This is a genomic window from Vibrio coralliilyticus, from assembly GCF_024449095.1.
Taxonomy (GTDB): domain Bacteria; phylum Pseudomonadota; class Gammaproteobacteria; order Enterobacterales; family Vibrionaceae; genus Vibrio; species Vibrio coralliilyticus_A.
This window is the reverse complement of the sequence record NZ_CP024627.1, coordinates 1,676,427-1,700,620: the sequence shown is the minus strand read 5'-3', so window position 1 is coordinate 1,700,620 and position 24,194 is coordinate 1,676,427. Positions and strand designations below refer to the sequence as shown.

Sequence of the window (24,194 nt, the reverse complement as noted above, 5' to 3'; positions counted from 1 at the left end):
TCTAAGTAACTTTTGAGGTCGCTCGTAATGTCAGTTGGCATTGATTGAACTTATGTCCCAAGCCCTGAGAATCACTTTGAATGGAGATTTTGGAGGTAAGGATGCAAATAAAATTGACCCGTATTGCGATAGGAGTGGCGCTTTCTTTTAATGCTCTGGCGGATGCTCACTACTCACACGGCTTTATTCCTGTCACTCAAGCCAATGCTTATGAATATGGTACTAATGTCGAAGATTATTGGAAAAGTGAAAAACTAGATGGCATCAGAGCAATCTGGAATGGCACTCAGCTTACGACTCGAAATGGGAAGATTATTCATGCGCCTGACTGGTTCATCAAGCCACTACCGGATTATGCAGTAGAAGGCGAGCTTTGGGCTGGGCGAGGGAATTTTCATATTGTTCAAAAAACGGTATTAGATGAACAGCCGTCAGATGTATCTTGGCAGAAGATTGATTTCATGCTGTTCGATATGCCTTATGCTGCTGGTGACTATCAAAAGCGTTACTACAATATTCGCCATTTAGTCCATACGCTGAAGACTTCACACATTAAACTCATTGAACATACTCCAATTCACTCAGAGCAAGAGCTGTTTCACTTTCTCGACAATGTCAGTGAACAAAAGGGTGAAGGGCTAATGTTAAGGAAAATCACTAGTCGTTATCAAGCCGGCCGCAGCAGTGATTTACTCAAAATGAAGAAGCATCAGGATGCCGAAGGCATTGTCGTGGGTTATAAGGTGGGTAAGGGGAAGTACAGCGGTAAGATGGGTGCCTTACTCATTCAATTGAACTCAGGCGTGGAATTTTATATCGGCAGTGGCTTTACTGATGAGCAGCGCCGCCATCCACCAAAACTCGGTTCAACCATTACATTTAGGTACAACGGTTATACACAAAATGGTATTCCAAAGTTTGCTCGCTATATGAGAGAGAGGCCTGATTACGTCAGCGAGTAGGTGGCGCTCCACAACGTTTGAATAAGCCTTGCCAATATTGAACATGCTCTTTAGTCGCGCGCCTGAACGTTTGGTGATATTGCCTAATAGGGTATTGATAATTGGGATGGCCGCTTTCGACAAAATCAAGCATAGGGTTGAGTTCGTTATACATACTGTCAATTTTGGCAAGATATGGCTGTATTTCACCAATATAGAATTGATTAAATACATTTCTTAAATAACGAAATTTCGTAGTGTTTCTTCCTCGGCTACAGAGAATGGTCCCGTCGTGATTTTTAAGCTGTTGAGTGACAATATTAAGTTTATTACTGGCGTTAAGCATTGAATAACTGAGTGGGCCGAGAACAGGATGTTTCTCTAACGCTTCTTGATAAGGTGTGAGTGCGTTTAGGGTGTCACCGTCACTTAAAGCTTTACTGGCAGTATGACCCCAATCAATCTGATTAATGGCTTGCATTATTTGAGTGCTACTCCTGCCATGTTCAATCGAAAGCCATTCCGTCGCTTCCAGTTGATGACGCATTGCTTCGCTAGTAAAGGCTAAGTTTGCAAAATGTTCGGGCAATTGATCGAGTTTTTGCTGTTTGATTGGGGTTAATTGTGCTTTCAGTGCTTGTGAAATATCAGTGCTCATCAAGCAACGTTCTATACCGTAGCTGAGTTTGATTTGATAATCGAAGTTACGAAATTGGTCTTGTACCTTACCAAGAACTGAATTTTTCTCCGCGACCAGATTAAATAGCCCACATTTGCGCAGTTCATAACTGTCTAGTAAGCCAATGCTGATACTGGGTATCGTAATGAGTAACTCTCGCTTTTCAGGGAGCAGAATATTGATGTTGGCTGGCATTGAGGGCGCGTCGCGGTTTTGGATATTCGCAATACGCTCTAGGTAGGTGTCTAGACTTACCTCTATTGGATCTTTTAGCCAATCACATGCTGTCAGGGATAGAGTTAATATAAAAACAAATAAGAAACGCATACGTTGGTTGTGTAATAAAAATAATCAAGATCTGCTATTAGTCTACGTGTAAAATGCAAAAAAGGTCAGCATGGCTGACCTTTCACTGTTATTTGGAGGCAAACTCCAACTGAATGTTATTAGGTTGCCGATGCATCCACCGAAGGCGAAGACCGAGCATAAGTGCAGCGGAAGATAGGCCAATGATGAAACCTATCCAAAAGCCATGCGCGCCCATAGGTTGAACAATCCAATCTGTCATAGCTAAGATGTAACCAATAGGTAAGCCCAAGATCCAGTAAGCGATAAAAGTACGATTGAATATAGCAGACATGTCTTTGTAACCGCGCAATGCACCAGCCGCGACAACTTGAACGGCATCTGTGACCTGATAAATTGCAGCAAACAATAACAATTGCAAAGCAATATCAATGACCGCTCGGTTGTCAGTATAAAGTAACGCAACTTGTTCTCGGAACAGCACGGTTAAGAGCGCGGTAGAAAGAGCCAAAGCGACCGACACAATGATGCCAACGCGAGACGCAATCGCTGCCCCTTCAACATTGTTTTCCCCAAGGCTGTGGCCGACACGAATACTGGTTGCTGCGCCAATACTCATTGGCAACATAAACACTAATGAAGAGAAATTAATGGCGACTTGGTGTGCTGCAACAACCAATGATCCAAGCGGAGCAACCAGTAGGGCAACGACAGCGAATAGGGTAACTTCAAAAAAGAGCGCAGCAGCCACTGGAAAGCCGAGTTTGAACAAGCGAGTAAGGGGTTTCAGTTGAGGTTTGTGGAACTGTCCGAAAAGATTAATGTGTGCAACGCGTTTTGATGTAATGACATAAAACAACAGCATAAAGAACATCAGCCAGTAAACGATGGCTGTCGCAACACCACAGCCTACACCGCCAAGTGCTGGTGCGCCAAATTTACCGTAAACAAAGATCCAGTTAAGTGGAATGTTAAACAGTAGACCAATGAATCCGATAACCATTGCGGGCTTGGTCAGCGACATACCGTCTGTAAAGCTTCGCAGTGTTTGGAACAAGAGAAAGGCAGGTACGGCGTACATAACTGCATGCATGTAGCCATTGGTCTTTTCTGCCATAAGCTGTTCGACATCCATCAAACCCATGATGGCTTTGGTTTGAAATAACACGCCAATGATTGGAATCGAGATGAGTAGAGCCATCGCGATACCTTGTTGTATTTCGAATGGAATTTTAATCTGGCGACCAGAGCCATTGAGCTGGGCGACGACCGGAACCAACGCCATCAATAAGCCTACACCAAAAAGTATAGAAGGTAGCCAGATGCTTGAAGCAATGGATACGGCAGCCATATCTATGGCACTGACGCCACCAGCCATGACGGTATCAACAAAGCTCATGCCCGTTTGGGCGACAGAGGCGATCAATACCGGTGTTGCCAGTTTGACCAAGGTATTCGCTTCTTGTTTGTATCGATGCACGTAAAAACTCCAATGAAAGCAAAAGTGTTTTGATTTCTGCAGAATCAAACTATGGAATCAACTCGAAAATCAAAGAGGAGAGCACCAGGTTATTATCGATAATTTATACATGGTGCTGTTGTGCTAAATGATAATTAAATGTCACACTAACCTCCACGAAAAACTGCTGGAATTTGCAATGTTTACTGGAATTGTTCAGGGAATGGCAGAAGTGATTGCCATTGAAAAGAAAGAGTCGTTTCAAACTCATGTTATTCGATTAGATTCTTCAATGAGCCAAGGCTTATCTATTGGTGCTTCGGTTGCTCATAATGGCTGTTGCCTGACAGTGACGAAAATCGAAGGCGAAAATGTGTCTTTTGATTTGATTCAGTCGACTCTGAGGTTAACTAACCTAGGTGAATTAGAAGTTGGTCATGCTGTCAATATCGAACGTGCGGCGAGGTTTGGTGATGAAATTGGTGGCCACACTATGTCTGGGCATATTGCTTTAGCTGCTGAAGTGTCAGATGTGATCGATACACCAAATAACCGTACCGTGTGGTTTGAACTTCCTGAAGAAAACATGCGATATATTTTACCTAAAGGGTTTATTGGGCTTGATGGTTGCTCGTTAACGATTGGTGAAGTGGAAGGGAATCGCTTTTCAGTTCACTTGATACCAGAAACTTTGCAAAGAACGCTATTTGGTCAGCGCCAAAAGGGCGATAAAGTGAATGTTGAGTTTGACCCGCAAACACAGGCTATTGTGGATTCGGTAGAACGTGTTCTAGCGGCTAAGAAATTCCTTTAGTTGAGATGTACAAAAGCGCCTAACGGCGCTTTTTTTTAAAAAATTTGCTCGTCGTCAGCGTCAATTGAGAGTTCTATTTCGTCCAACTGTTCGTTAACCATCATGCTGAGATGAATGGCATTACAGCAAGCAGGGCAGTCATCATAAAAGTTTTGACTCCCGTTGGTCGCATCTAAAGTGATACCAATCGAGTGCCCACAGTGAGGGCAGGTAACTCTTTTTTCAGTGTATTTTCGCATAGCTCTCTTCCTTACGTCTTTGATGAGATCAATGCCCAAGCCATCCATACCCGTGGGTGGAATATTGGTGTTTGTCGATGTTGTTGGGGTATGGCAATCCATTCTTTGTGGCTCCGACACATTAATCTTAAGTCGTTAAGTTAGTTATAGACGTAAATTAAGTGCAAAGTTTGAGGTGGCTAATAAAAAACACCAAGATAGAGCTCGGTGTTGGAATAAGTATTAACAGCTTCGCTAATGGATGTATGTAACTGATTGTTAAATAAGAAAACTATCATGATTAATAAGTCAGTATTTTATTGATTGTCCTTTCACACTGGTCCAGATAATGTCCACCAAACTGATTGTAGTGGTTGAGTAGGTGATACAAATTGTATATATCTTTGCGTTCGTTATAGGCTAAATCCAATGGCAGGACGCTCTCATAACCTTGGTAGAATTCGGGTTGAAAACCTTCAAATAGTTCCGTCATTGCGATATCGCATTCTCTATCTCCCCAATAACAAGCTGGGTCATAACAAATAGGTCCAAAAACTGAGTTTGCAACGTTACCGTGCCAAAGATCGCCATGCAGTAGGGAAGGACGGGGATGATGATTGCATAACCTATCTTGAACAAGGCGAGTGAAATCGCCAATATCGACTAAAGTAACGCCTTTTTCTTTCATAAGTTGGAGTTGCCAGCCAATCCGTTGCTCAGCAAAAAAACGCCCCCATTTTCTATCCCATTTGTTGGGCTGCAAGGTTGATCCAATGAAATTATCTTGGTCAAAACCGTACTCTCTTTGCTCACCCCATTGATGAAGTTTGGCAAGTTGTTGACCGAACTTGAAGCTGTTACTGCTATCGTCGAGCGGTTTAGTCGGTAAATAATTTAAGATAATAAAGGCATGTTCTTTACACTTACCTGTGAGTATATGCTCAGGAACGAAAACGCTGGAGCTTTCTCTTAATATGCGGATATTTTCGGCTTCTATTTCGAATTTAGGGTAAAAGTCTCTTTGATTGATCTTAACGAAATAGCGCTGCTCACCATCGCTAATCATGTAACAGTCACTGATATCACCGCCACTGAGACGGTTTTTTTCGACAATATCAAAAGAAAACAAGAGTGTTTCAGACAGTTGTTTAGTGATGGCTTGCCACATATCTCGATCCGTTTTCGCAGTTGAGTATTAACATTGTAGAATAAGGCGCTGGTTAATTCTGATTCAGACTGCAAAAAATTCAATCATTTAGTTGAGGTTTTCATTAAGCTTATTAATTTGTGAGCTTGGTCATATCCATATGGTGAGGGTTAGTGAGTAAAATGGTTTCGCTCGATAAAACTTGATCCTAGTTCAAAGCCATCAGTCGCGAATTAAGTCAAATCCGTGAACTGAGGTATAACCAACGTTCGAATTTTATGAGTATCCGAGTCGAGTTGAGTTGTGAAAACTCATTGATATGTCTTAGTATTAGAAAGTGACTCGCAAAACAGAATAACGAATGGAGAACGACAGTGGTTGTTGAAACCGATGGCTACCTAGCACTTATTGAGCATCTGGCATTTAATCTTGATGTCTTCTCATCTGAAGATGGAGACGTAGGTGCTGAAAGTGTCGAAGATGTGGTTACCGATATGGTAGCAAGTAACATCATGGCCATTTTTGAGCAAAACCCAGAGCTACACTCAAGCGTTCGCTTCCAACTGCTTAAAGAGGCCGATTCGGTGGTTGAAGATTTGAGCGAAGTGTTAGCTGGTGTATGGGCTAAACCTGCAACAAACGAGCAGATTGCTTTCCTTGACGAGTATATCGCTCTGGTGAAAAACTTATTTGACTCCGCAGTCGCTAAATACGACTAATTTCAATCAATTGCAGACGGCGTGGCAACCCGTCTGAAATGCCAAAACTTTGATGCCCAATAAGGGTTATCCAATCTTGAAATAATGACACCTTTCGAAGTCGAAGCATGCATAAACTGCTTGTTGCCTATGTAAACACCGACATGACGAACTTTGCTTGAAGTTTTAAAGAAAGCCAAATCTCCCACCTTGACTTGCTCGTAATTCAGCTCATTACCAATATTGACTTGGGCTAATGTTGTCCGTGGTAAATGAATGTTAAGTGCTTCTTTGTAAGCGATTTGAACAAAGGCTGAACAGTCAATGCCGTTGTAGCTATTTCCACCTAACCGGTAAGGGACACCTTTCCAACCGCGATAGACATCAAGAAATTCTTGTTGAACATTTTTTTCGTAAGAGCTGAGTACTTGAGTCGCTCCTAAGTCATTAAAACTTTCAGAGGGTGGTGGGCTTGAGCAACCCGATAAGAGGACAATTAAAAAAGCCTTCAAAAATTGCGAAGCAACTCTATTCATGGTGCTTATTCCATTTGTTGATGACATTTGCTTGTCATATTGTCTACATAAAATCGCACACTGATTAAACTTTTGTATGATGTTGGTTCAAATTTATGCCCAAACAAAAGACGAGTTACTCACTCATTCAAACTATCAGTGTCGTTTTTTTAACGATTACCTTACTGGTCATTAGTTTATCTGTCACTAGCTTAAGAGGCATTGAGAGAGTCGGTGCCCAATTTAACACTCTTTCAGATCAAGCCCTGCCTTTAGCCATGACAAACGCAAAGCTGACACAGAGTATTTTGGAGCAGGTCAAACAGTTAGGTTATGGTTCTCAAGCCAGTGACATTGAAGAGCTCAACGCGATAAAGGCTAAAGCCGAAAGCAGCGTAGATGAAACCTTGGGGCTCGCAGAGCAAGTATTTGAAATATCGTCAAATTTTAACCAAGCGATATCACCACAGCAGGAGTTGGCTCTGAGAGGAAATGTTGACGCGTTGTCTAAATTAACCAGCAATATATTGATGACACAGTCGTCGCTACTCACAATGCAGTCAAGTATTGATGCTCAAGTGACAGAGTTTCGATACGGGCTCAGTTCGATTGGCCCAGAAATGAATCGTATTAGCTCATTTCTTGCCGTGGATAACCCTGAGTCATCGGATGCGGCGAATCGGTTCATTGCCAGTGCGAGCTCAATGGAGAGCACATTTTTAGTGCTTATGATGCAAACAGACTTAAACAAAGCGATGTCTGAATACAAAGAAATGCGAAGTCGAATTGCAGGGATCAATCTGGCGTTTGATGACTTTGCGGAGTGGCATCCGGATGTTAAAGAGTTTGCGAGCTTAATTGCCCCCTACGATATGGTTCAAGCTGGTTTTTCTGAATCCGGGGTACTGAAAAAAATATTAACCAAGTTAGAGTTGGTAAAAAAACAAAGAGCTCAAATTGCTCAAGCCGCAATCTTAGCAAATGAGACGATTACATTGCTTAACAATATTTCTCATACTGCAGAAGACTTAATTGATGACAGTAAAGCTGTTGTTAATGGCACTATTTCTTCAATGACGACAATACTTATTGTGAGTGGTTTGGTTCTGGTTTGCATCATTGTAGTGTCGTGGGCCTCTTTACGCACTTGGATAAATCGCGGTCTTAATAATATTAAAGAAAGCTTGAATAAGCTGACAGAACACGATTTAACGAGTGCAGTGCAATTGATCGGACCTTTCGAAATGAAGGAAGTTGCCCGAAAACTTAATCAGGTTATTGAGTCAACTCGAGATTCTATATCGACAGTTACTCGAAATTGCGAAACGCTTTATCAGACCGCTGAAATTAGCCATGATGCGGCCGAACAATCAAACCTGAGCTTAGCTCGACAAAATGAATCTTTAGCCAGTATGGTGGCGACTGTTACTCAACTTGAAGCATCGATCAAAGAAATAGCGACTGTAACGAATGAGTCTTACACCGAATCTCAGCAAGCTGCTGCACTGTCGAGTAATGGTGTCAGCGTCATTGAACAGAACCAGAGTAGGCTGCAATCTTTAGAAGGGACACTCAATGTCAATGAAGACTCTATGGTGGAATTGGATAGCCGAGTTAAACAGATTCGTGAAATGGTTGATATGATTTCTGGTATTGCTGAAAACACCAACTTATTGGCGTTAAATGCCGCTATTGAAGCCGCCAGAGCTGGTGAACAGGGTAGAGGGTTTGCGGTTGTCGCTGATGAAGTACGTAAACTGGCCAGCGATACTTCCCAGCAAACATCAAACATCCGCGACCGCATGAGCGAATTGGTTGCTGCTGCCGAGAAATCGCGTAGTGCAGTTTCAGCTAGCCGTGAGGAAATGACTTTCGCTCTTGAGTCCAGTGAACAAGTAAAAAGTACTTTTGAAAACATTGAGAAAGCGGTTAATCAGATACGTCTTCGAGTGGAGCAAATTACTGTAGCGACAGAAGAGCAGGAGAGGGCAACTGCGGATGTAAGCCAGTCCATCACTCATGTATCGGATCAGGGAGAGCAAACCAAGCTTCAGCTCGAATCTATGGTCGAAAACTCAGAGCAAGTGGCAGACATTGCTGGGCATCAACAGTCAATGCTTCATAAATATAAAATTCTTCATTAATTATAAGATAGCTATTAGTTTATCACTCTTCTCTAAAAGGCTGGGTTAACATCTTATCCAGCCTTTGTTCGTTTGGCGTCTGGAAAAGTGGAATGCCAATCTTTACCTTATTGTGGCCATGCTCTGGTTGGGCGATATAAGTACCGAAGCAGCGATCCCAGATAGAGAGAAAAAAACCAAAGTTAGAATGGGTTTCTCGCGGTATTACTGAGTGGTGCACGCGATGCATGTCTGGTGTGACAATGACTTTGCGTAGAACAGCATCCACCTTGAATGGCAACTTGGCGTTACTGTGATTAAACATCGCGCTTGCATTGAGAACGATTTCAAACACGATGATTGCAACAGGAGAAACCCCCAGTGCTACCACAAGTCCAATTTTAATCCACATCGACAACACGATCTCAATTGGGTGGAAGCGGCTGCCTGTCGTGACATCGATATCCTGGTCCGCATGATGCATTCTGTGTAATCGCCATAGCCAAGAGACTTTATGAAAAACCAAATGTTGGAGGTAGATAGCCAGATCGAGAAGGATGACACACATGACGAGTTCCGCTAATAAGGGGAAATCTAGGTGATTGAGTAAGCCCCATTGTTGTTTGAGAGCAACGTTTGCGGCTTCGAATGCCAATACTGGCATAAATAGGCTAAGAAAAAGCGAGTTAAAGCCGACCAAGCCAAGGTTGTTGATCCAGCGATAGAGCTTATTCTGGGTCAGCTTTTTTCGTGGAGTTAGCCACTCCCACAATCCACACAGTATTAGCACAGAAAGAAAAAAGCTTAAGCGAATAAGATCTGGATTCTGCATACGATGTTTTTCTCCCACATGGAACTTGCAACGGATTTGTCTCAAGGTAAACTCTGCACCCTTTATCATTATCCATCAACTTACATGAGAATCCACGCTTTTCACCGTCTCTATCAACATCGCCTAGAGCACTCGACTAAGCCGTTCAATGCAAGAGGCTGTAAAGTACAGCGTTGTCAGTACTGTCAGGTAGCTGAACACTTTTGTATCTGTGCATATCAGCCAGATGTCTCCAGTTCAGTGGCGGTGATGCTGCTAGTGTCTGAAAACGAAGTCTTCAAGCCAAGCAACACTGGGCGGCTTATCCTTGATACGGTAAAAGAAGGTTATGTGTATCAATGGAGTCGCACAGAGCCTGATCAGGCGATGCTGTCGTTGCTCAATCATCAAGATTACCAGCCCATCGTCGTGTTTCCTGATGAATATGTTGAAGATAAGTCTCGTTTGCTTGGAGAACATCCTCGCCAGCAGTGCGGTGGTAAAAAACCATTACTCATCTTTCTTGATGGAAGCTGGAGAGAAGCTAGGCGCATTTTTCGAAAGTCGCCATATCTGAATGCGCTTCCTGTTTTGTCAGTGTCGCCAGAATCAATTTCTCAGTATGTTATGAGGCGTTCCGACAATGAACAACACCTTGCTACGGCAGAAGTCGCCACATTGGTACTTGAGCAATTAGGTGAAGAACAGACAGCGCAGACGCTTAAACTGTGGTTTGATGTATTTAAAGAAAGCTACCTGTTAAGTAAGACCCGAATTAAGCCAAATTTCGACCGGCCACAGCTGCAACATTATCTTCAGAAGGTGAAAAACGAGAATTCAGTCTGAAAATAATCGGCTTGTTGGCGATAGTCTGCACAGTTAAGTCTAGGTAGTGGTTAAATTCGTTCCACGTCACGGATTGTAGGCGTGCCAATGTGGATAATGAACCGATTTTGACTTTTTTATATTTGTTTCTGGGAGAGATACGATGTACTACGGCTTTGACGTTGGAGGCACTAAGATTGAATTTGGTGCGTTTAATGAACAATTAGAGCGTGTTGCCACAGAGCGCGTACCAACGCCAACAGAAGACTATTCTTTATTAGTGAGCACGATTGCTGAACTGGTGAATAAGTATGACAAACAGTTCGGCTGCGAAGGAAAGATCGGTCTAGGTCTACCTGGAATGGAAGACGCCGATGATGCCACCGTTCTGACGGTCAATGTGCCTGCGGCCAAAGGTAAGCCACTTCGCGCTGACCTTGAAGCCAAAATAGGCCGTAGCGTTAAAATTGAAAACGATGCGAACTGCTTTGCACTTTCTGAAGCGTGGGATGAAGAGCTTAAAGATGAGCCTTCGGTTATGGGGCTGATTCTTGGCACTGGCTTTGGTGGTGGATTGATTTACGACGGCAAAGTATTTTCCGGTCGTAACCACGTGGCGGGTGAGCTTGGCCATATGCGCTTACCGATAGATGCTTGGTTCCATCTGGGAGACAACGCGCCACTACTAGGTTGTGGCTGTGGTAAAAAAGGCTGCTTGGACAGCTACTTATCGGGTCGTGGTTTCGAGTTAATATACGAGCACTATTACGGCGAAGCGAAGAAAGCGATTGATATCATCAATGCTTATAAGGAAGGCGAAGCTAAAGCTGCTGAGCATGTTGAGCGCTTTATGGAGTTGTTGGCAATTTGCTTTGCTAATATCTTTACTGCTAATGACCCACATGTTGTTGCACTAGGTGGTGGGTTGTCTAATTTCGAACTCATTTACGAAGAGATGCCAAAGCGTGTGCCTAAGTATCTGCTATCTGTTGCTAAGTGTCCGAAGATTATCAAAGCAAAACATGGCGATTCTGGTGGTGTGCGTGGGGCAGCCTTCCTCAACATCAAATAATCTTGATCTGATTGCATAAATTTGAGAGCTTGCTTAGGCAGGCTCTTTTTTATGGTAATCACAATGACTTTGTACGCCTTTCAACAAGAACACTATAAGCAACTTATCGACTGGATCGATTCCGCTGAGCTTAACTACCTGTGGGGTGGACCTGCGTATCAGTATCCATTAACGGTTGAAAGCGTCGATGCCCATTACTCATAGGCTGAGGTTAAGCCATATCTGTGCGCTCATCAGGGCCAAGCTGCTGGTTTCGTTGAGCAATATCATTCGAATCAAAGTTAGATCTATAGGGTCAGCCGAATAATGACGTCTAGCATTTCGTCAAAACATGGGCCCAATGCTTCTTCATCGACTGCATGGCAGTAGACTCCCTGCAATTGATCCGCTCTAAAGTCAGCAGCTAAGTCTGTATCATCGAGCATCTTTGGGTCATTAGCCATTCGCATTAGAAGATCTTCACCTTGTTCGTTATCCGGTCCGGTTGAGGAGGTGAGGGAAGAGCCCAATCCCAGTGTAAAGACATAAATATCTTCATCGCGAGCGGCTGTCGCAATATCTTCAAGCAAATTCCGAGCGATGCGATTAACTCGAATGTATAAGTCGTTTGCAGAATGTGTATTCGGATTGTACTGACTGACGGGACGATCTGGGTGGCTTGGATTGAGCACCATAAATTCAGTCGCACTAGAGCTGTGAGCTGTGTAATAGTCAGGTAGCTCGGCTATGTAGTCATCAATATCACTGCCTTCATATCCTGAGCCTGGTAATTGTGTGGCTATTGCATCGTGATACCATAACCCTCTGGGTGTTCCGCTAGCTCCATCACTGGAGCGAATAGAGCCAGTATAATTTGTACTGGTACCAACAAAATCAAATTCCGAGGCAAAGGTGTTGGGAGCGCCATCAGTAAAGAATACGATGACTTTTAAGTTCGCTGGGTCAGTAACATTTCTAAGGGCATCGAGCGCTAAGTAAATACCTTCAGATGAGTTAGTGTATTGCAAGCTAGAGAGGCTACCAAAATCGAATGCGTCTATCTCTGTCGAGATGTCACTTCGGCTATGACCTCGGGAACTTTGAAAAGAAACAGGTATCTCCGCGCCGTAGGCATATTTGACCAACGCGATACGGTCAAAACTCTCATTAAAATTAGTAATGAATTCCTTGGAACGAGCAATTACATCATCGGTGACGTCACCAATAGAGCCAAGCATTAAAGATGTGGTGTTATCTACGACTAGTACTAAGTCAACAGGTCGACGAACCACTTGGGCACTGGCACTAACATCAAGAGTATTGTACCCAAACACCCCCAAAAAAGTTGTATCGACCTGTGCCGATGCAGATAAATCGATAGAAATGTTTCCAAATGAATCGTAACCGTAGGTGATATTCGGGCTTGTCGCTGTACTGCCATGATAGTCAGCAGGAAGGTTAGCACTAAAGAATTTATTTGCTGCACTGGATGCTGAGCTTTCGCCTTCTGCAACGGCTCTTGCAGCAGCTATTGCCGCTGCATCCACAGCTGCAAATAGTTTCGCTTTGACCAAAAAGGCTCGTCCACTATCTATTGCTAAACCAAGAGTCAAAATAAGGAATGGGGCAGCAATAACAGAAATTAATGCCACCAAACCCCTTGATCTTCGCATGCTGTCGAATTGTTGTTTGAAAGGCATGACTTTTCCCTCATAGATAAGTGAAGTCACTCATTACAAATGCACTGTTATACAAATAGTTAGTGAGCGGTGTGTATTGATAATGGATTTCGACTACATAAACCGATTCGTTGTCACTTAGTGAAATAGGAAAACTTGATAATTCAGGTAAGGGGTCAGGTAACTCACATTGATTAGCATTCCATGAAGTACATTGATCCCAAATAGAACTACCGTGGGTTAATCCTGAGTTACTCCACACATATTGTTCACTGACATAAGGATCACTCGAATCTTGTCCAACGATCAGGGTGACGTACATCACACCATCACTGCTCATATCTAATGGGGCAGAGGTCGTTGAGACTAATGTCATTATTTCATCCGGCGTATATGTACTTGTTCTGGAAATGAGATTTGCAGCTTCGCGGCTCATTCCTATCATTACACTATTAGATTGCAGTAACTGTGTGACTTCAATAATTCCACCAATCATAACCAGCATAAAAGGAGTAATTAAAACCATTTCCACAGCTGAATACCCACGCTGTTTTTTCGAGCTTGAGGAAAAGTTATTCATAGTTAGAACGCCTCATTTCTCATCGCTGAGCTCACTGTAAACTGATACTTTCCTCCCTCGACAAAAGGGGAAGTAAATGGGCTTGTGGCTGGCCACTCACAGTCAAGGTGAATAGCAATAATGTCACCAGCGCCACCAAATGAAGCAACAGGGTTCCCATCTATATCTTCGACGCGAATATCATCAACATTCATCACTTGCTCTAAGTAGCCATTAGAAGCGTTAGATATCATTTGGATAATGGCAGCTTCGCGATCACCACTACCATCTGGATCGAGGTCAGAACGTCCTGTGACAGCGTAGCGAGCCCCTTCACGCACCGCATTTTGCATTGTTAACTTGACGTAGCCATATACCGAAAGATCTAGAATGGTCATAAAAATGGCAAAGAAAAAGCTCGCAGTCAGAGCAAATTCGACTATCGAGCCCCCGAATTGCTTTTGTGAGCGTTTGATGCGACAGGGGAGAACTGGCTTGCATTCAGGCGTATCAAGGTTGCCATTTACTTTGTGCAACGGCGTATTTTTTGAGCTATGGATGTATAATCTCATACTCACACCTAATTTCGCTAAACAGTCAATTCATCCTATCTATCGGATGTGTTAATGATAATAATGTTATTATAGTAGTTATAGCTTGAATTCACTCAATTACCAGTTAGTAAATCTAAGCCTAAAATAATGTTCTCTCAGAGTTGGGAAATAAAAAATCACACTAATAATAAAATTGAAATTAAATATCGATAACTCAATATGTTAAAGGTGCGTTACAAACCCAACATCGTCTTACAATGTTGTTTCATATGAGCTAGGTAAATGCCTTAGTATTAGAAAGCCTCATAAGGGGAGGTGAATAGTGAAAGAAATGAGGGGCTGTGAAGAAGAGTAGAGTTTCAGAAATAAACACTCGTTTGTCACAAACTAAATAGAGCCCAATCTAGGGCTCTGAAAGGGAGTTCTTTTATTTTTTCTGACCGACGCCTAAGTTCTCTTTCTGTTTGAGAGTGATTTTCTCAAATCCCAATTTTCTGAAATGGTTGTCGCGATAATTGCGCATTGCCTTAGTATCTGACACGGCTTCAATTTGCTGTTCCATCTTTAGGAACTCGGAAATATCGATACCTTCAGCTTCGGCTACGGCTTCATGAATATTACGATGTTGCTGATACGAAAAAGTTAGCGTTTTGTCTTCACCCTTATAGGTATACAGGATTGTGCGAGCCATATGTATTTCTCTTAAGATAAATGAGGCCAGCTGAGCTGGCCTTGGATGCACTAGATTCTGCCTTGAAGCGGAATGATTGTCACGCTTTCTCCGATCTTGACAGTATCAACGGCTGGGGAAATCTCGATCAAGCAGTTGGCTTCGTTAATGGGTTGCAGGTCTCCAGAGCTTTGCTTGCGTGTGCCACTCACCCTGAGCTGCCCATTAGAATCTATTTCATAGCTGCCAAGGCGAAATTCAGTTTGACCTTGTCGCGAATGCAAATTCTCCTGTGTAACAGCGCTAACTTTGAGGGGCAGCCAGCCTTTTTCACCCTGTATTTTCCGCAGTGACGGCTCCACAACATTGATGAATGAGACCATAACAGCAATAGGGTGACTCGCAAGACCAAAGAAAGGCTTATCGTTGACTTGTCCATAGGCGCATCGGTGTTCTGGTCTCATGCCGAAGTCAATCTTACCTAACTTGTCGCAATCAAGCTGGACTGGACTAGTATCACCCATGGAAATACTGCCAATACTAATAATCACATCGGCTTTTTCAGAAGCAGACAGTAGAGCAGGTGTTATGCTTTTCTCATTACCTTCGAGAAAGCCAAGCTCAAGAGTCTCACAACCAAGCTTTTCAAGTAATGCCAATAACATAAAGCGATTGGATTGGTGCATTGAGTTAGACGTTTGCTTGGTCTCTGGCCCTTTTGTCTCATCACTAGGGAAGAACATGGCTACTTTTAACCGTCGATAAACCTCACATTGTGTCAAGCCAAGGGAAGCCAGCATACCCATTTCCGGTGATGCGAGCCTTTGACCTTGAGAGAGGGCTGCACCATTTGCTGTAACTGGCGAGAGTTCGTCTCGAGCGAGAACACGTCCTTGGCTAAGTTCAATGGAGCATGACTCTAGCAGATCAATAGGTTTGAGCGAAGAGAGGACATTTTCTAAACCCTGTTCAACGGAATGAAAAGCAGGAGAAAGAGTGTCACCGCTGGTTGCTGACGTATTGTTTTGAGGCTGATGTTCGCGCTTGACGTAGTCATAGACAAAGCGAGCGATCATATCGATATCATTAATGCTCATTTGAGGCAGTAGCACGTTATCCACAGTAGTATCTGCAGCGATAGCGATAATGTTGTCATCGTTAGGATAAAGCCAAGGCTTTCCGACCTCTTCTCTGTGAAGTTCAACTTTTGGAAAAGCAATGTTTTTACAGCCTTCGACAAGGATGACATCAAGCGAGTTGATATCAAAGCGGCTCAGAAGGTAGTCGAATTCAGATTCTGCTTCTGGTGTTTCTGTCATCAAAGCATATCGATTGCGGGAAGCAATCAACATTTGAGACGCTCCAGCTTTACGTAATCGAAAGCTATCTTTACCTTCTTTATCGACATCGAAGTCATGATGGGCATGCTTAAGCATGCCAATGCGCAACCCTGCTTGAGTTAATTTAGGCAACAATGCTTCCAACAAGGTTGTCTTGCCTGTGCCGGAGTAAGCGGCAAAACCCAGAATGGGGATAGGGAGCGAGTGTGTCATTGGTTTACCGTTCCAAATTGTGCCAACTCTATAGGAGTGTTTAGGTTAACGAAACACTCATTGGCATCGCTAAAATCGACGTTACGTGTTTTGCACTCTTTATAGAGTAAAGTGATTTTTCTATCGCCACGCTCGAGAAATGCCGTCAGTTTTGGCAACACACGTTTGTGATAGAGAGTGAAGACGGGTTGCTGAAAGTCCCCGTCGTGCGCAACGAGTATGTCATAGTCATCTTGGGCGGCGGCACAGAATCGCTCAACCAAATTCATGCTGATCTGCGGGCTATCACAAGGTACGAAGCCAACCCAGTCCTTGTTTGCCGCTGACAATCCTGCGTGGATTCCGCCCATTGGCCCTGGAAAATCTTTGATTTCATCACCAATGACCGTGGCGTATTTGGAGTAGATCTCCTGATTTCGGTTGGCATTAATCATAATGTCTGAAACTTGCTTGGACAGTCTTTCAAAAACATGTTGAATCAGAGGTTTATTATCGAGTTCGATAAGACCTTTGTCTTTTCCGCCCATGCGTCTGGCTTGACCGCCAGCTAAAATAACCCAACTCGTTTGCGTTGGAAGAAGCATAAATGTTCTCTTGCTTTGTATCTGTAATGACTTGTAGCGGCGTGTCTTGAATCCATCATGGCTTTTCGCTAACGAAGAATCTTCACCCGCTTAACTAGCCAAGCTTACCACGTGTAACGTGATAATTCCTTGAGCTCGCTTAGCTTTGAGTGAGTCTCTTTGTATCTGATGCGATTTGTCTTGTGGGGTAGGATGAGTTGGCTGGTTCGCACATCAAACATTTAAAAAAAATTCCAATTCTCCTGCATCCAAACCATAAGTCTGCACGTCTCTTGTCTGAATTTTTATTATTTCAAGGAGAAAACATGAAGCGTCATCTGATTTTGACCAGCTTAGCTATGGTGTTTGCAAGTACGTCCCCATTCGCATCACCAAAACTTGCCCCGAATATTGTTCACCAGCCTCGAGATGGTGTGATTAATGTTTATGGCCCTGGGGGACCAGACACCGCACTGCGTCATGCTGCAGAGGCGTTTACGAAAAAAAGTGGCGTAAAGGTTAATGTCATCGCTGGGCCTGAATCTAAATGGACTTTAGGTGCACAAAAAAATGCAGATTTGATCTTTGGGTCTTCTGAACAATCTATGAGTGCTTTTGTTGAAACTTACCCCTTTATTAGCCACCAAGATGTTGAACCTGTCTATCTACGTAGAGCGGTTATTGCAGTCCAGAAAGGTAATCCGAAAAACATTACTGGCATAAAAGACTTATTAGATAAGCCATCGCGTATTGTGGTGACTGAAGGTCTCGGTGTCTATAACACATCAGGTACAGGTGTCTGGGAAGATGTTGCAGGTCGAACGGGTTCGCTAGCTGATGTTCAAAATTTCCGCGAGAAGATCATTGCGTACGCCAAGGGCAGTGGTGCGAGTTTTAAAGCATTTCAGCAACAAAATGCGGATGCTTGGATTACCTGGATACATTGGCCATTAAATCACAAAGATAAGGTGGATTTTGTTGAAATTGAGCCAGAACGCCGGATTTATCGTGATCTTACCTTAGCCAAAACCAAAGGAGCAGAGCCTCAAACTCAGGCATTCATTGATTTTGTTAAAAGTAGCGAAGGTAACCTCTTTTTCGCCCGTGAAGGTTGGACTCGATAGCAAGGATAAAGACAATGAAAACATTTTTAATTTCAGCGATGATCTTACTACCAAGTAGTTACGCAATGGCTTCAACGCAGATAAGCGATACTGACTTCGGTAAGGTATACACCGATAGCGTAGGTAAATCCCTTTACACTTTTGCTAAAGATCCAGTGGGAAAATCCGTATGTGTAGATGACTGTGAGAAATTATGGCCCCCATTATTGGCAGAAGGAGAGGATAGTACGCAATTTTCTGGACTTAGCGCGTTTAGTAAAATTACTCGTGCTGATGGGACCAGCCAATGGGCCATTCAAGGAAAACCACTATACCGATGGTTTAAAGATACTCAAACGGGTGACATAACAGGTGCAGGCGTCAAAGGTGTATGGCCACTTGCTCGTGCCGATGATGTGACAGTGAAGCTCTTTAATGATGGTCAACGGCGCTATTTGGTCGACAGCAGTAACCAAGCGCTCTATACCTTCGATAAAGATAAAATGAATCAGTCAACTTGCTATGGGGATTGCGAAGTGAAATGGCCTCCGGCGTATGTTGATTCTAAGCTAACTAAAAAAGGGGTTGAAAACCTCAAGTTATCAGGTGGGTTCGGTATCGCTAAGAGAGATGACCAATCGCATCAGTGGACATTTCAGGGTAAACCGCTTTATCGTTGGTTTAAAGATAAAGCCCCCGGTGAAACCAGTGGTGACGGGGTCAAAAACGTCTGGCACCTAGTAATCCAATGAGGAAAGTGTGAGTACAGATAAACATCAAATAGGTTTACTGCTTTCCAGAGTAGCGCTTCGAGACAAACAGGCGTTCGAAGCGCTCTATCGGTTAACCAGTTCAAGATTGTACAGCCTAATCCGTGGGGTTGTAAAAGACGACCAAGTTGCAGCCGACCTTCTTCAAGAAGGGTTCGTTAAACTTTGGTATAACGATGGAAGGTATCCTGTGGATTACCCTTGGGCTTGGCTTTGCCAGAGTATGAGGAATCTTGCTATTGATGAAGTCAGAAAACGCACCAGGAGAGGGGAGGAGCCTTTGCCCTTGTCGCTAGAGGAAGTGGAAATGAGCCACGTAACGACACCAGATACTGTGCTAAATCGATGCTTAGCCGCGCTCAGTGAAGACAAGAGAAATGTGATTGTTCTTGCGTATCGACATGGAATGAGTCATCAGGAGATAGTTCACCACGTAGAAACCCCTTTAGGTACCGTCAAGTCTTGGATACGCCGTGGTTTACAGGAGTTGAAACGATGTCTGACAGATTGATAAGCAGGCGTTATCAAAACTCTGAGTTAAGAGATAAGCTAGCGAGTGAATATGTGCTGGGAACTCAAACACCTCGAGTAAGAAGAAGACTGGAAGCACTCATGCTTTCTGACCCAACTTGGTGGGAGCATGTAGAATTTTGGCAGCAGCAATTGTCTGGTCTGAGCCCTTCGACAGTGTCTGGTGCCTCAGAGCATGAGTTCAAACCGCCACCTAAACGTGTTTGGAAACGCATCGCTTCTCATACCGTTGGTGCTCGCAGTGAGACTAAACGTATACGCTGGTGGTGGCTTCCAACTGGAATGGCGTTGTCTCTGTTAGTTGGTGTTTGGCTTCAACCAGTTTTACAGCACAGTTCTGCTCCCACTGAAGTTGCTCAAGTTCGCCCAGTTAGCTACTTGGCTATGATGTCATCTGAAACGGAGAAGAATCATTTTGCGTTGGTGGCATACCAAGGCGATAAACCGGGTCAATCGAGCCTTCGCATGCAACGTAATCTAGGTATGGATGAAGTGCCGATGGGCCAAGCAATGGTCTGGATGAGAAAGGGAGAAACGGGCAAACTTATATTGATTGATAGCCTGAAAAATGTAGAAGATGTTCGTTATATGTCGCCAGCAGAATGGAAGACGTTAAAGAGCAGTTCTGAATTGATAGTGACTGCAAGTCGTGATCCCCAGAGTGATGTTTTGTATCGAGGACGATGTGTTGAATTGAGTGGTTGGGAATCAATTTAGTCCTTTGTCCTTTAGGAATGGGTTGTTGAAAGGTGCCTTTAGTGATTTTCTAAAGGCACCTTTTTATTGTGCTAGAGGTTGGGAGCTACATCAGTGGTGGTTATAAAATCAGCCTGAAAGAGTAATTGACCCCAACAATTGATGTAGTTCACAGTTCCAAGCTGTTATACTCTGCTCGATTTTTTATCTGTTTCAAAAAAATATTTTTCTATCTTTATGAATAGTATAGAGAAATGTAGGGGGATACTCTCATCATAAGTACGAATAACATCACGCAGCAATTTGGGGCGAAACCACTGTTCGAAAACATTTCAGTGAAATTTGGCGAAGGAAATCGTTATGGTCTAATTGGGGCTAATGGTTGTGGTAAGTCAACGTTCATGAAAATTTTGAGTGGTGAACTAGACCCGACAGGGGGTAACGTTAGTTACGATCCAAACGAGCGTGTTGCTAAGCTGAATCAGGATCAGTTCGCTTATGAAGAGTTTACGGTGATTGATACCGTTATCATGGGCTATAAAGAGCTGTGGAAAGTAAAACAAGAACGTGATCGTATCTATTCTTTGCCTGAAATGACCGAAGAAGATGGTATTAAAGTCGCTGAACTTGAAGTTGAGTTTGCAGAAATGGATGGCTACATGGCCGATGCAAAAGCCGGTGAGCTTCTTCTAGCTGTTGGTATACCAGAAGAACAGCATTACGGTTTGATGAGCGAAGTGGCACCTGGCTGGAAACTTCGTGTGCTTTTGGCTCAGGTACTGTTCGCTGACCCGCATATTATGCTCCTTGACGAACCAACCAACAACTTGGATATGGATACTATCCGTTGGTTGGAAGAAACGCTTAACCAGCGTAACTGTACCATGATTATTATCTCGCACGATCGTCACTTCTTAAACTCGGTATGTACACATATGGCCGACCTAGATTACGGCGAGTTGCGTCTATTTTCTGGTAACTATGATGAGTACATGGTTGCAGCTACTCAGGCTCGTGAACGTTTACTGGCTGATAACGCAAAGAAGAAAGCTCAAATCGCAGAGTTAAATACATTCGTTGCGCGCTTCTCTGCTAATGCCTCGAAGGCTAAGCAGGCGACTTCACGTGCCAAGCAAATTGACAAAATACAGTTAGAAGAAGTTAAACCGTCTAGTCGCCAGAACCCGTTTATTCGTTTTGAACAATCTAAAGAACTGTTCCGTAATGCGCTTATCATTGAAAATCTATCTCAAGGCTATGATGAAGATTTATTCTCAGACTTCAATGCAATCTTTGAGGTGGGTGAGCGTGTAGCAATTATTGGTGAGAACGGTGTCGGTAAAACTACGCTTTTGAACACTCTCGCGGGTGTACTAGAACCGCGCGCTGGTGAATTTAAATGGTCAGAAAACGCTAACATTGGTTACTACGCTCAAGACCATGCACATGACTTTGCTGAAGACATGAACTTAATGGATTGGATGGGGCAATGGCGTCAAGAAGGTGACGACGAGCAAGTAATTCGTGGATTCTTAGGGCGTATGTTGTTTGGTCAAGACGACATTAAAAAATCTGTAAAAGTGCTTTCCGGTGGTGAGCAAGGACGCATGCTCCTTGGTAAAATCATGATGCATAAGCCAAACATGCTGCTAATGGATGAACCAACTAACCACATGGACATGGAGTCTATTGAATCATTGAATACGGCGCTTGAGCAATACAAAGGAACTTTGTTCTTCGTATCGCATGACCGAGTGTTTGTGGACTCTTTGGCTACTCGTATTCTGGAAATTAAAGACGGTAAGATTAACGATTTCCGGGGAACTTACTCCGAATTCCTAAAGTCGAAAGGAATTGATGGTTAACGATTTATAATCAAAGAAAACCGCCTAACAGGGCGGTTTTTCGTTATATAGAGTAAAGCGTAAGTGGTTAGCGGTTGGTTTGTTTCTTGAATTCTTCATAAGCTTGCAAGGTATCAAAGTTAACCGAGAATACGCTCAACTTGGCAAGGCGGTCTGCATTTTCTATAAACTCAGAGTCTATGATCTGTTTTTGGCTCTTTAATAGATCATTCTCTCTTAATGAAAGATATAGATCTAACGGCTCACGGTTCCCAGTATTGATATAAACAAGGAAAGCTTGATACAAGTACTCTTTGTCAGCTTCTGCTACGCACAGTTGAAAAGCACGATGTTTCAGTGTTAACAACATTGTTTTAATCACTGCTTCAGACTGACTCTCAAGCCACTTATCACGCATATTTCCATTTATTGGCTGAACTGTCGAACACTCAGAAAACTTAGTATTTAAGTTGTCATATGCCGTCTGTACGTCTGCTAATGCGCTTGAGGACAACAGGATCAGGCTACTTACGAGTCGCATCATATACGCACTTCCAGAAGGTTTGTTCTTTACCGCTTGAGGTTAATCGCGCACTATCAGCGATACGGTTAACCAGTTCTTTAGTTACAAAATGACTACTTGCCATTGCTTGACCGAACTTTTCCCAGTCGTGCTCATAAATGGTTTTCAACCTTTTTCCCGCACTCATACGGCCAGAGAAAATTTGTATGAATTGTGAGGATGCAACCGAGGTCGCTAACAGATTACCAAGCGCCACTTTTGATTCGATTTCGTTTAAGTGGTTTTGCATATTGCGGCTGATAACCATGTCATCAATTTTGCAATAAGAGAGAACGCCCATAGTTTTTCCCATGATTAAAATAGAGCATTGTATTGTATAGAAACGTTAGCGGATTAGGAGCAGCACTTTTCAGATTTAAGATAAGAATCATATTGCGTAACTCTATTAATGATATTTCTATTTAATTACATTATTAATTACCGCTCTAGGTCTTAGGCTGGAAAACTTTAGAACACAGCTAATATAGGTTTGTCAATAAACAGCTTGGATGTGGATATTATCCGGACATAGCTTCAATTCCCAGCCTAAGATATTGCTTTGATGAGAGTCAACACCATGACAATAAAGACAAGAAGAACAATAAATATATTCAAATAATATGTGTTCCTTATTGAATCTACGTCACCTGGGTCTTCCTCGGTCAATGTGCCGAACTTCACCATTGGCTTTCCTTTGAAGTAATTCCTCATGTGGAGTTCAGATGCAATAAAGGACATCCCCCAAAGCCCAGCAGCTATTCCAGCGGCCTTTGGTTCGTAAAAGAAACAGACTATCACGATGCAGATTTTGAAAGCTGTTAATGCGTTGAAGAGCTTGAGTACGTTATCGTTAGTTAGCTTCATTTAAAGTAGTTGAAAATGACTGTACCGACAGAGAGCATATTGCATAAAACTATGGTCGCTAGATGCATTTGGTACGAACTCTGGGCTTTCTCTTCATCGGCTGTGGTGGAAGTTGAGCACCCAAATATAACCATTTTTTTCCCGCTAAAAAGTTTTTTATATGGTTTTCTGAGTGAAGATATGCAGCTGTGGCTATTGCAGCTAGAACGGTAGGCTGTGTCGGACTAAATTTAGTGTTGGCTAAAATTGCTGACCATTGCAAAAAGTGCCCCTGAATTAAGAATCTTATTATTTAGGCTGGGCTTGGGTTCATTAAAAAGAACTCCTGTGATGAAGCTAGTCAAGTTTTCAACCTATCTTGAGTGATTTTCTTGAGCCTTCAATTGTTAGGTAAGCGATTGTGCTCATTGTATTTCTTCCTTGGTTTTCTTTGAGCAAATCGTACCAGTTTTTAACGGTGGGTGCATCGTTGCATAATGACTACTACGTTGGAGAAATTATCGGCTTAGAAGGTGGTGTTTCTGTAATGTGATAGCGTTAAATCGAAACTTGGTAAACTTCAGGGTTTATAACTATACGTCCAAACTGTTTAAAGTTCTGAAATAATCGATAGGCACCTTACTTTTTATTCGTGAAGTCAATGTGAATGTTGTTATCTA

At 43.0% G+C, this 24,194-nt stretch carries 27 protein-coding genes; 13 read left to right on the top strand and 14 right to left on the bottom strand.

Annotation, left to right across the window (positions count from 1 at the left end):
* Positions 1-101: 101 nt before the first annotated feature.
* A complete protein-coding gene (locus CTT30_RS08130; protein WP_252034568.1) occupies positions 102-962 on the top strand; it encodes a DNA ligase in 861 nt (286 codons plus the stop codon).
* Here the strand turns inward: CTT30_RS08130 and CTT30_RS08125 are convergent.
* Both CTT30_RS08125 and CTT30_RS08120 read right to left on the bottom strand, forming a co-directional pair.
* On the bottom strand, positions 952-1,947 hold the full coding sequence (locus CTT30_RS08125) for a DUF3080 domain-containing protein (protein WP_252034566.1): 996 nt from the start codon (positions 1,945-1,947) through the stop codon (positions 952-954). The two genes, CTT30_RS08130 and CTT30_RS08125, sit on opposite strands and share 11 nt — an antisense overlap.
* An 88-nt stretch (positions 1,948-2,035) precedes the next feature.
* Positions 2,036-3,406 (bottom strand): MATE family efflux transporter, encoded by a 1,371-nt coding sequence (locus CTT30_RS08120; protein WP_252034564.1) that lies wholly within the window; start codon positions 3,404-3,406, stop codon positions 2,036-2,038.
* A 178-nt stretch (positions 3,407-3,584) separates the two neighbouring features.
* On the opposite strand from CTT30_RS08120, the gene CTT30_RS08115 reads away from it, so the two are divergent.
* Positions 3,585-4,199 carry a riboflavin synthase subunit alpha gene (locus CTT30_RS08115; protein WP_252034562.1) on the top strand — a complete coding sequence of 205 codons (615 nt, stop codon included), beginning with the start codon at positions 3,585-3,587 and terminating at the stop codon, positions 4,197-4,199.
* Between the two features lie 35 nt (positions 4,200-4,234).
* Here CTT30_RS08115 and CTT30_RS08110 read toward each other — a convergent pair whose 3' ends face one another.
* Together CTT30_RS08110 and CTT30_RS08105 are read right to left on the bottom strand one after the other, a co-directional pair.
* Positions 4,235-4,438, bottom strand: a complete 204-nt coding sequence (locus tag CTT30_RS08110) for a CPXCG motif-containing cysteine-rich protein (protein WP_019276122.1) — start codon at positions 4,436-4,438, stop codon at positions 4,235-4,237.
* Between the two features lie 280 nt (positions 4,439-4,718).
* On the bottom strand, positions 4,719-5,585 hold the full coding sequence (locus CTT30_RS08105; protein WP_239866368.1) for a fructosamine kinase family protein: 867 nt from the start codon (positions 5,583-5,585) through the stop codon (positions 4,719-4,721).
* Positions 5,586-5,938: 353 nt separating this feature from the next.
* Between CTT30_RS08105 and CTT30_RS08100 the strand changes: the two genes are divergently transcribed.
* Positions 5,939-6,283: a DUF3802 family protein gene (locus tag CTT30_RS08100; RefSeq protein ID WP_239837000.1), complete on the top strand. Its 345-nt coding sequence runs from the start codon at positions 5,939-5,941 to the stop codon at positions 6,281-6,283.
* A gap of 2 nt (positions 6,284-6,285) precedes the next feature.
* Here CTT30_RS08100 and CTT30_RS08095 read toward each other — a convergent pair whose 3' ends face one another.
* Positions 6,286-6,798, bottom strand: a complete 513-nt coding sequence (locus tag CTT30_RS08095) for an NlpC/P60 family protein (protein ID WP_239866370.1) — start codon at positions 6,796-6,798, stop codon at positions 6,286-6,288.
* 95 nt (positions 6,799-6,893) lie between these two features.
* On the opposite strand from CTT30_RS08095, the gene CTT30_RS08090 reads away from it, so the two are divergent.
* On the top strand, positions 6,894-8,921 hold the full coding sequence (locus CTT30_RS08090; protein WP_252034560.1) for a methyl-accepting chemotaxis protein: 2,028 nt from the start codon (positions 6,894-6,896) through the stop codon (positions 8,919-8,921).
* A gap of 22 nt (positions 8,922-8,943) precedes the next feature.
* On the opposite strand, the gene CTT30_RS08085 is transcribed toward CTT30_RS08090, so the two are convergent.
* On the bottom strand, positions 8,944-9,732 hold the full coding sequence (locus CTT30_RS08085; RefSeq protein ID WP_252034558.1) for a sterol desaturase family protein: 789 nt from the start codon (positions 9,730-9,732) through the stop codon (positions 8,944-8,946).
* A gap of 84 nt (positions 9,733-9,816) precedes the next feature.
* Here CTT30_RS08085 and CTT30_RS08080 point away from each other — a divergent pair, with 84 nt between their 5' ends.
* The 3 genes from CTT30_RS08080 (at position 9,817) to CTT30_RS08070 (ending at position 11,812) form a co-directional block, all read left to right on the top strand.
* A complete protein-coding gene (locus CTT30_RS08080) occupies positions 9,817-10,557 on the top strand; it encodes a tRNA-uridine aminocarboxypropyltransferase (RefSeq protein ID WP_239875879.1) in 741 nt (246 codons plus the stop codon).
* Positions 10,558-10,699: 142 nt separating this feature from the next.
* Entirely contained in the window at positions 10,700-11,608 is a 909-nt protein-coding gene (gene nagK, locus CTT30_RS08075) for an N-acetylglucosamine kinase (protein WP_019276128.1), read from the top strand.
* 63 nt (positions 11,609-11,671) lie between these two features.
* Positions 11,672-11,812: a hypothetical protein gene (locus CTT30_RS08070; RefSeq protein ID WP_252034556.1), complete on the top strand. Its 141-nt coding sequence runs from the start codon at positions 11,672-11,674 to the stop codon at positions 11,810-11,812.
* Positions 11,813-11,895: 83 nt separating this feature from the next.
* Here the strand turns inward: CTT30_RS08070 and CTT30_RS08065 are convergent, their stop codons facing one another.
* From CTT30_RS08065 to mobA, 6 genes are all read right to left on the bottom strand, one after another.
* A complete protein-coding gene (locus CTT30_RS08065; protein WP_252034554.1) occupies positions 11,896-13,287 on the bottom strand; it encodes a vWA domain-containing protein in 1,392 nt (463 codons plus the stop codon).
* Between the two features lie 10 nt (positions 13,288-13,297).
* Positions 13,298-13,846, bottom strand: a complete 549-nt coding sequence (locus CTT30_RS08060) for a TadE/TadG family type IV pilus assembly protein (protein WP_252034552.1) — start codon at positions 13,844-13,846, stop codon at positions 13,298-13,300.
* A 2-nt stretch (positions 13,847-13,848) separates the two neighbouring features.
* Positions 13,849-14,397, bottom strand: a complete 549-nt coding sequence (locus tag CTT30_RS08055) for a TadE/TadG family type IV pilus assembly protein (RefSeq protein ID WP_252034550.1) — start codon at positions 14,395-14,397, stop codon at positions 13,849-13,851.
* Positions 14,398-14,806: 409 nt separating this feature from the next.
* On the bottom strand, positions 14,807-15,070 hold the full coding sequence (locus CTT30_RS08050; protein ID WP_252034548.1) for a DUF2960 domain-containing protein: 264 nt from the start codon (positions 15,068-15,070) through the stop codon (positions 14,807-14,809).
* A gap of 50 nt (positions 15,071-15,120) precedes the next feature.
* On the bottom strand, positions 15,121-16,602 hold the full coding sequence (gene mobB / locus CTT30_RS08045; RefSeq protein ID WP_252034547.1) for a molybdopterin-guanine dinucleotide biosynthesis protein B: 1,482 nt from the start codon (positions 16,600-16,602) through the stop codon (positions 15,121-15,123).
* Positions 16,599-17,186 carry a molybdenum cofactor guanylyltransferase MobA gene (gene mobA, locus CTT30_RS08040; RefSeq protein ID WP_239836983.1) on the bottom strand — a complete coding sequence of 196 codons (588 nt, stop codon included), beginning with the start codon at positions 17,184-17,186 and terminating at the stop codon, positions 16,599-16,601. The genes mobB and mobA overlap by 4 nt, the downstream gene beginning before the upstream one ends.
* Positions 17,187-17,491: 305 nt before the next feature.
* Between mobA and CTT30_RS08035 the strand changes: the two genes are divergently transcribed.
* The 5 genes from CTT30_RS08035 (at position 17,492) to CTT30_RS08015 (ending at position 22,130) form a co-directional block, all read left to right on the top strand.
* Entirely contained in the window at positions 17,492-18,289 is a 798-nt protein-coding gene (locus CTT30_RS08035; protein ID WP_252034546.1) for a substrate-binding domain-containing protein, read from the top strand.
* Between the two features lie 14 nt (positions 18,290-18,303).
* Positions 18,304-19,020, top strand: a complete 717-nt coding sequence (locus CTT30_RS08030) for a hypothetical protein (RefSeq protein ID WP_252034545.1) — start codon at positions 18,304-18,306, stop codon at positions 19,018-19,020.
* A gap of 7 nt (positions 19,021-19,027) precedes the next feature.
* Positions 19,028-19,549: an RNA polymerase sigma factor gene (locus CTT30_RS08025; RefSeq protein ID WP_239836977.1), complete on the top strand. Its 522-nt coding sequence runs from the start codon at positions 19,028-19,030 to the stop codon at positions 19,547-19,549.
* A complete protein-coding gene (locus CTT30_RS08020) occupies positions 19,534-20,286 on the top strand; it encodes a hypothetical protein (protein WP_252034543.1) in 753 nt (250 codons plus the stop codon). Before CTT30_RS08025 ends, CTT30_RS08020 begins: the two co-directional genes overlap by 16 nt.
* Positions 20,287-20,537: 251 nt before the next feature.
* Positions 20,538-22,130: an ABC-F family ATPase gene (locus CTT30_RS08015; protein ID WP_252036626.1), complete on the top strand. Its 1,593-nt coding sequence runs from the start codon at positions 20,538-20,540 to the stop codon at positions 22,128-22,130.
* Positions 22,131-22,197: 67 nt separating this feature from the next.
* On the opposite strand, the gene CTT30_RS08010 is transcribed toward CTT30_RS08015, so the two are convergent.
* Positions 22,198-22,653 (bottom strand): hypothetical protein, encoded by a 456-nt coding sequence (locus tag CTT30_RS08010; RefSeq protein ID WP_252034541.1) that lies wholly within the window; start codon positions 22,651-22,653, stop codon positions 22,198-22,200.
* A complete protein-coding gene (locus tag CTT30_RS08005) occupies positions 22,634-22,972 on the bottom strand; it encodes a hypothetical protein (protein WP_252034539.1) in 339 nt (112 codons plus the stop codon). The genes CTT30_RS08010 and CTT30_RS08005 overlap by 20 nt, the downstream gene beginning before the upstream one ends.
* Before the next feature lie 963 nt (positions 22,973-23,935).
* Between CTT30_RS08005 and CTT30_RS08000 the strand changes: the two genes are divergently transcribed.
* Positions 23,936-24,067, top strand: a complete 132-nt coding sequence (locus tag CTT30_RS08000) for a hypothetical protein (RefSeq protein ID WP_255905706.1) — start codon at positions 23,936-23,938, stop codon at positions 24,065-24,067.
* Positions 24,068-24,194: the final 127 nt, after the last annotated feature.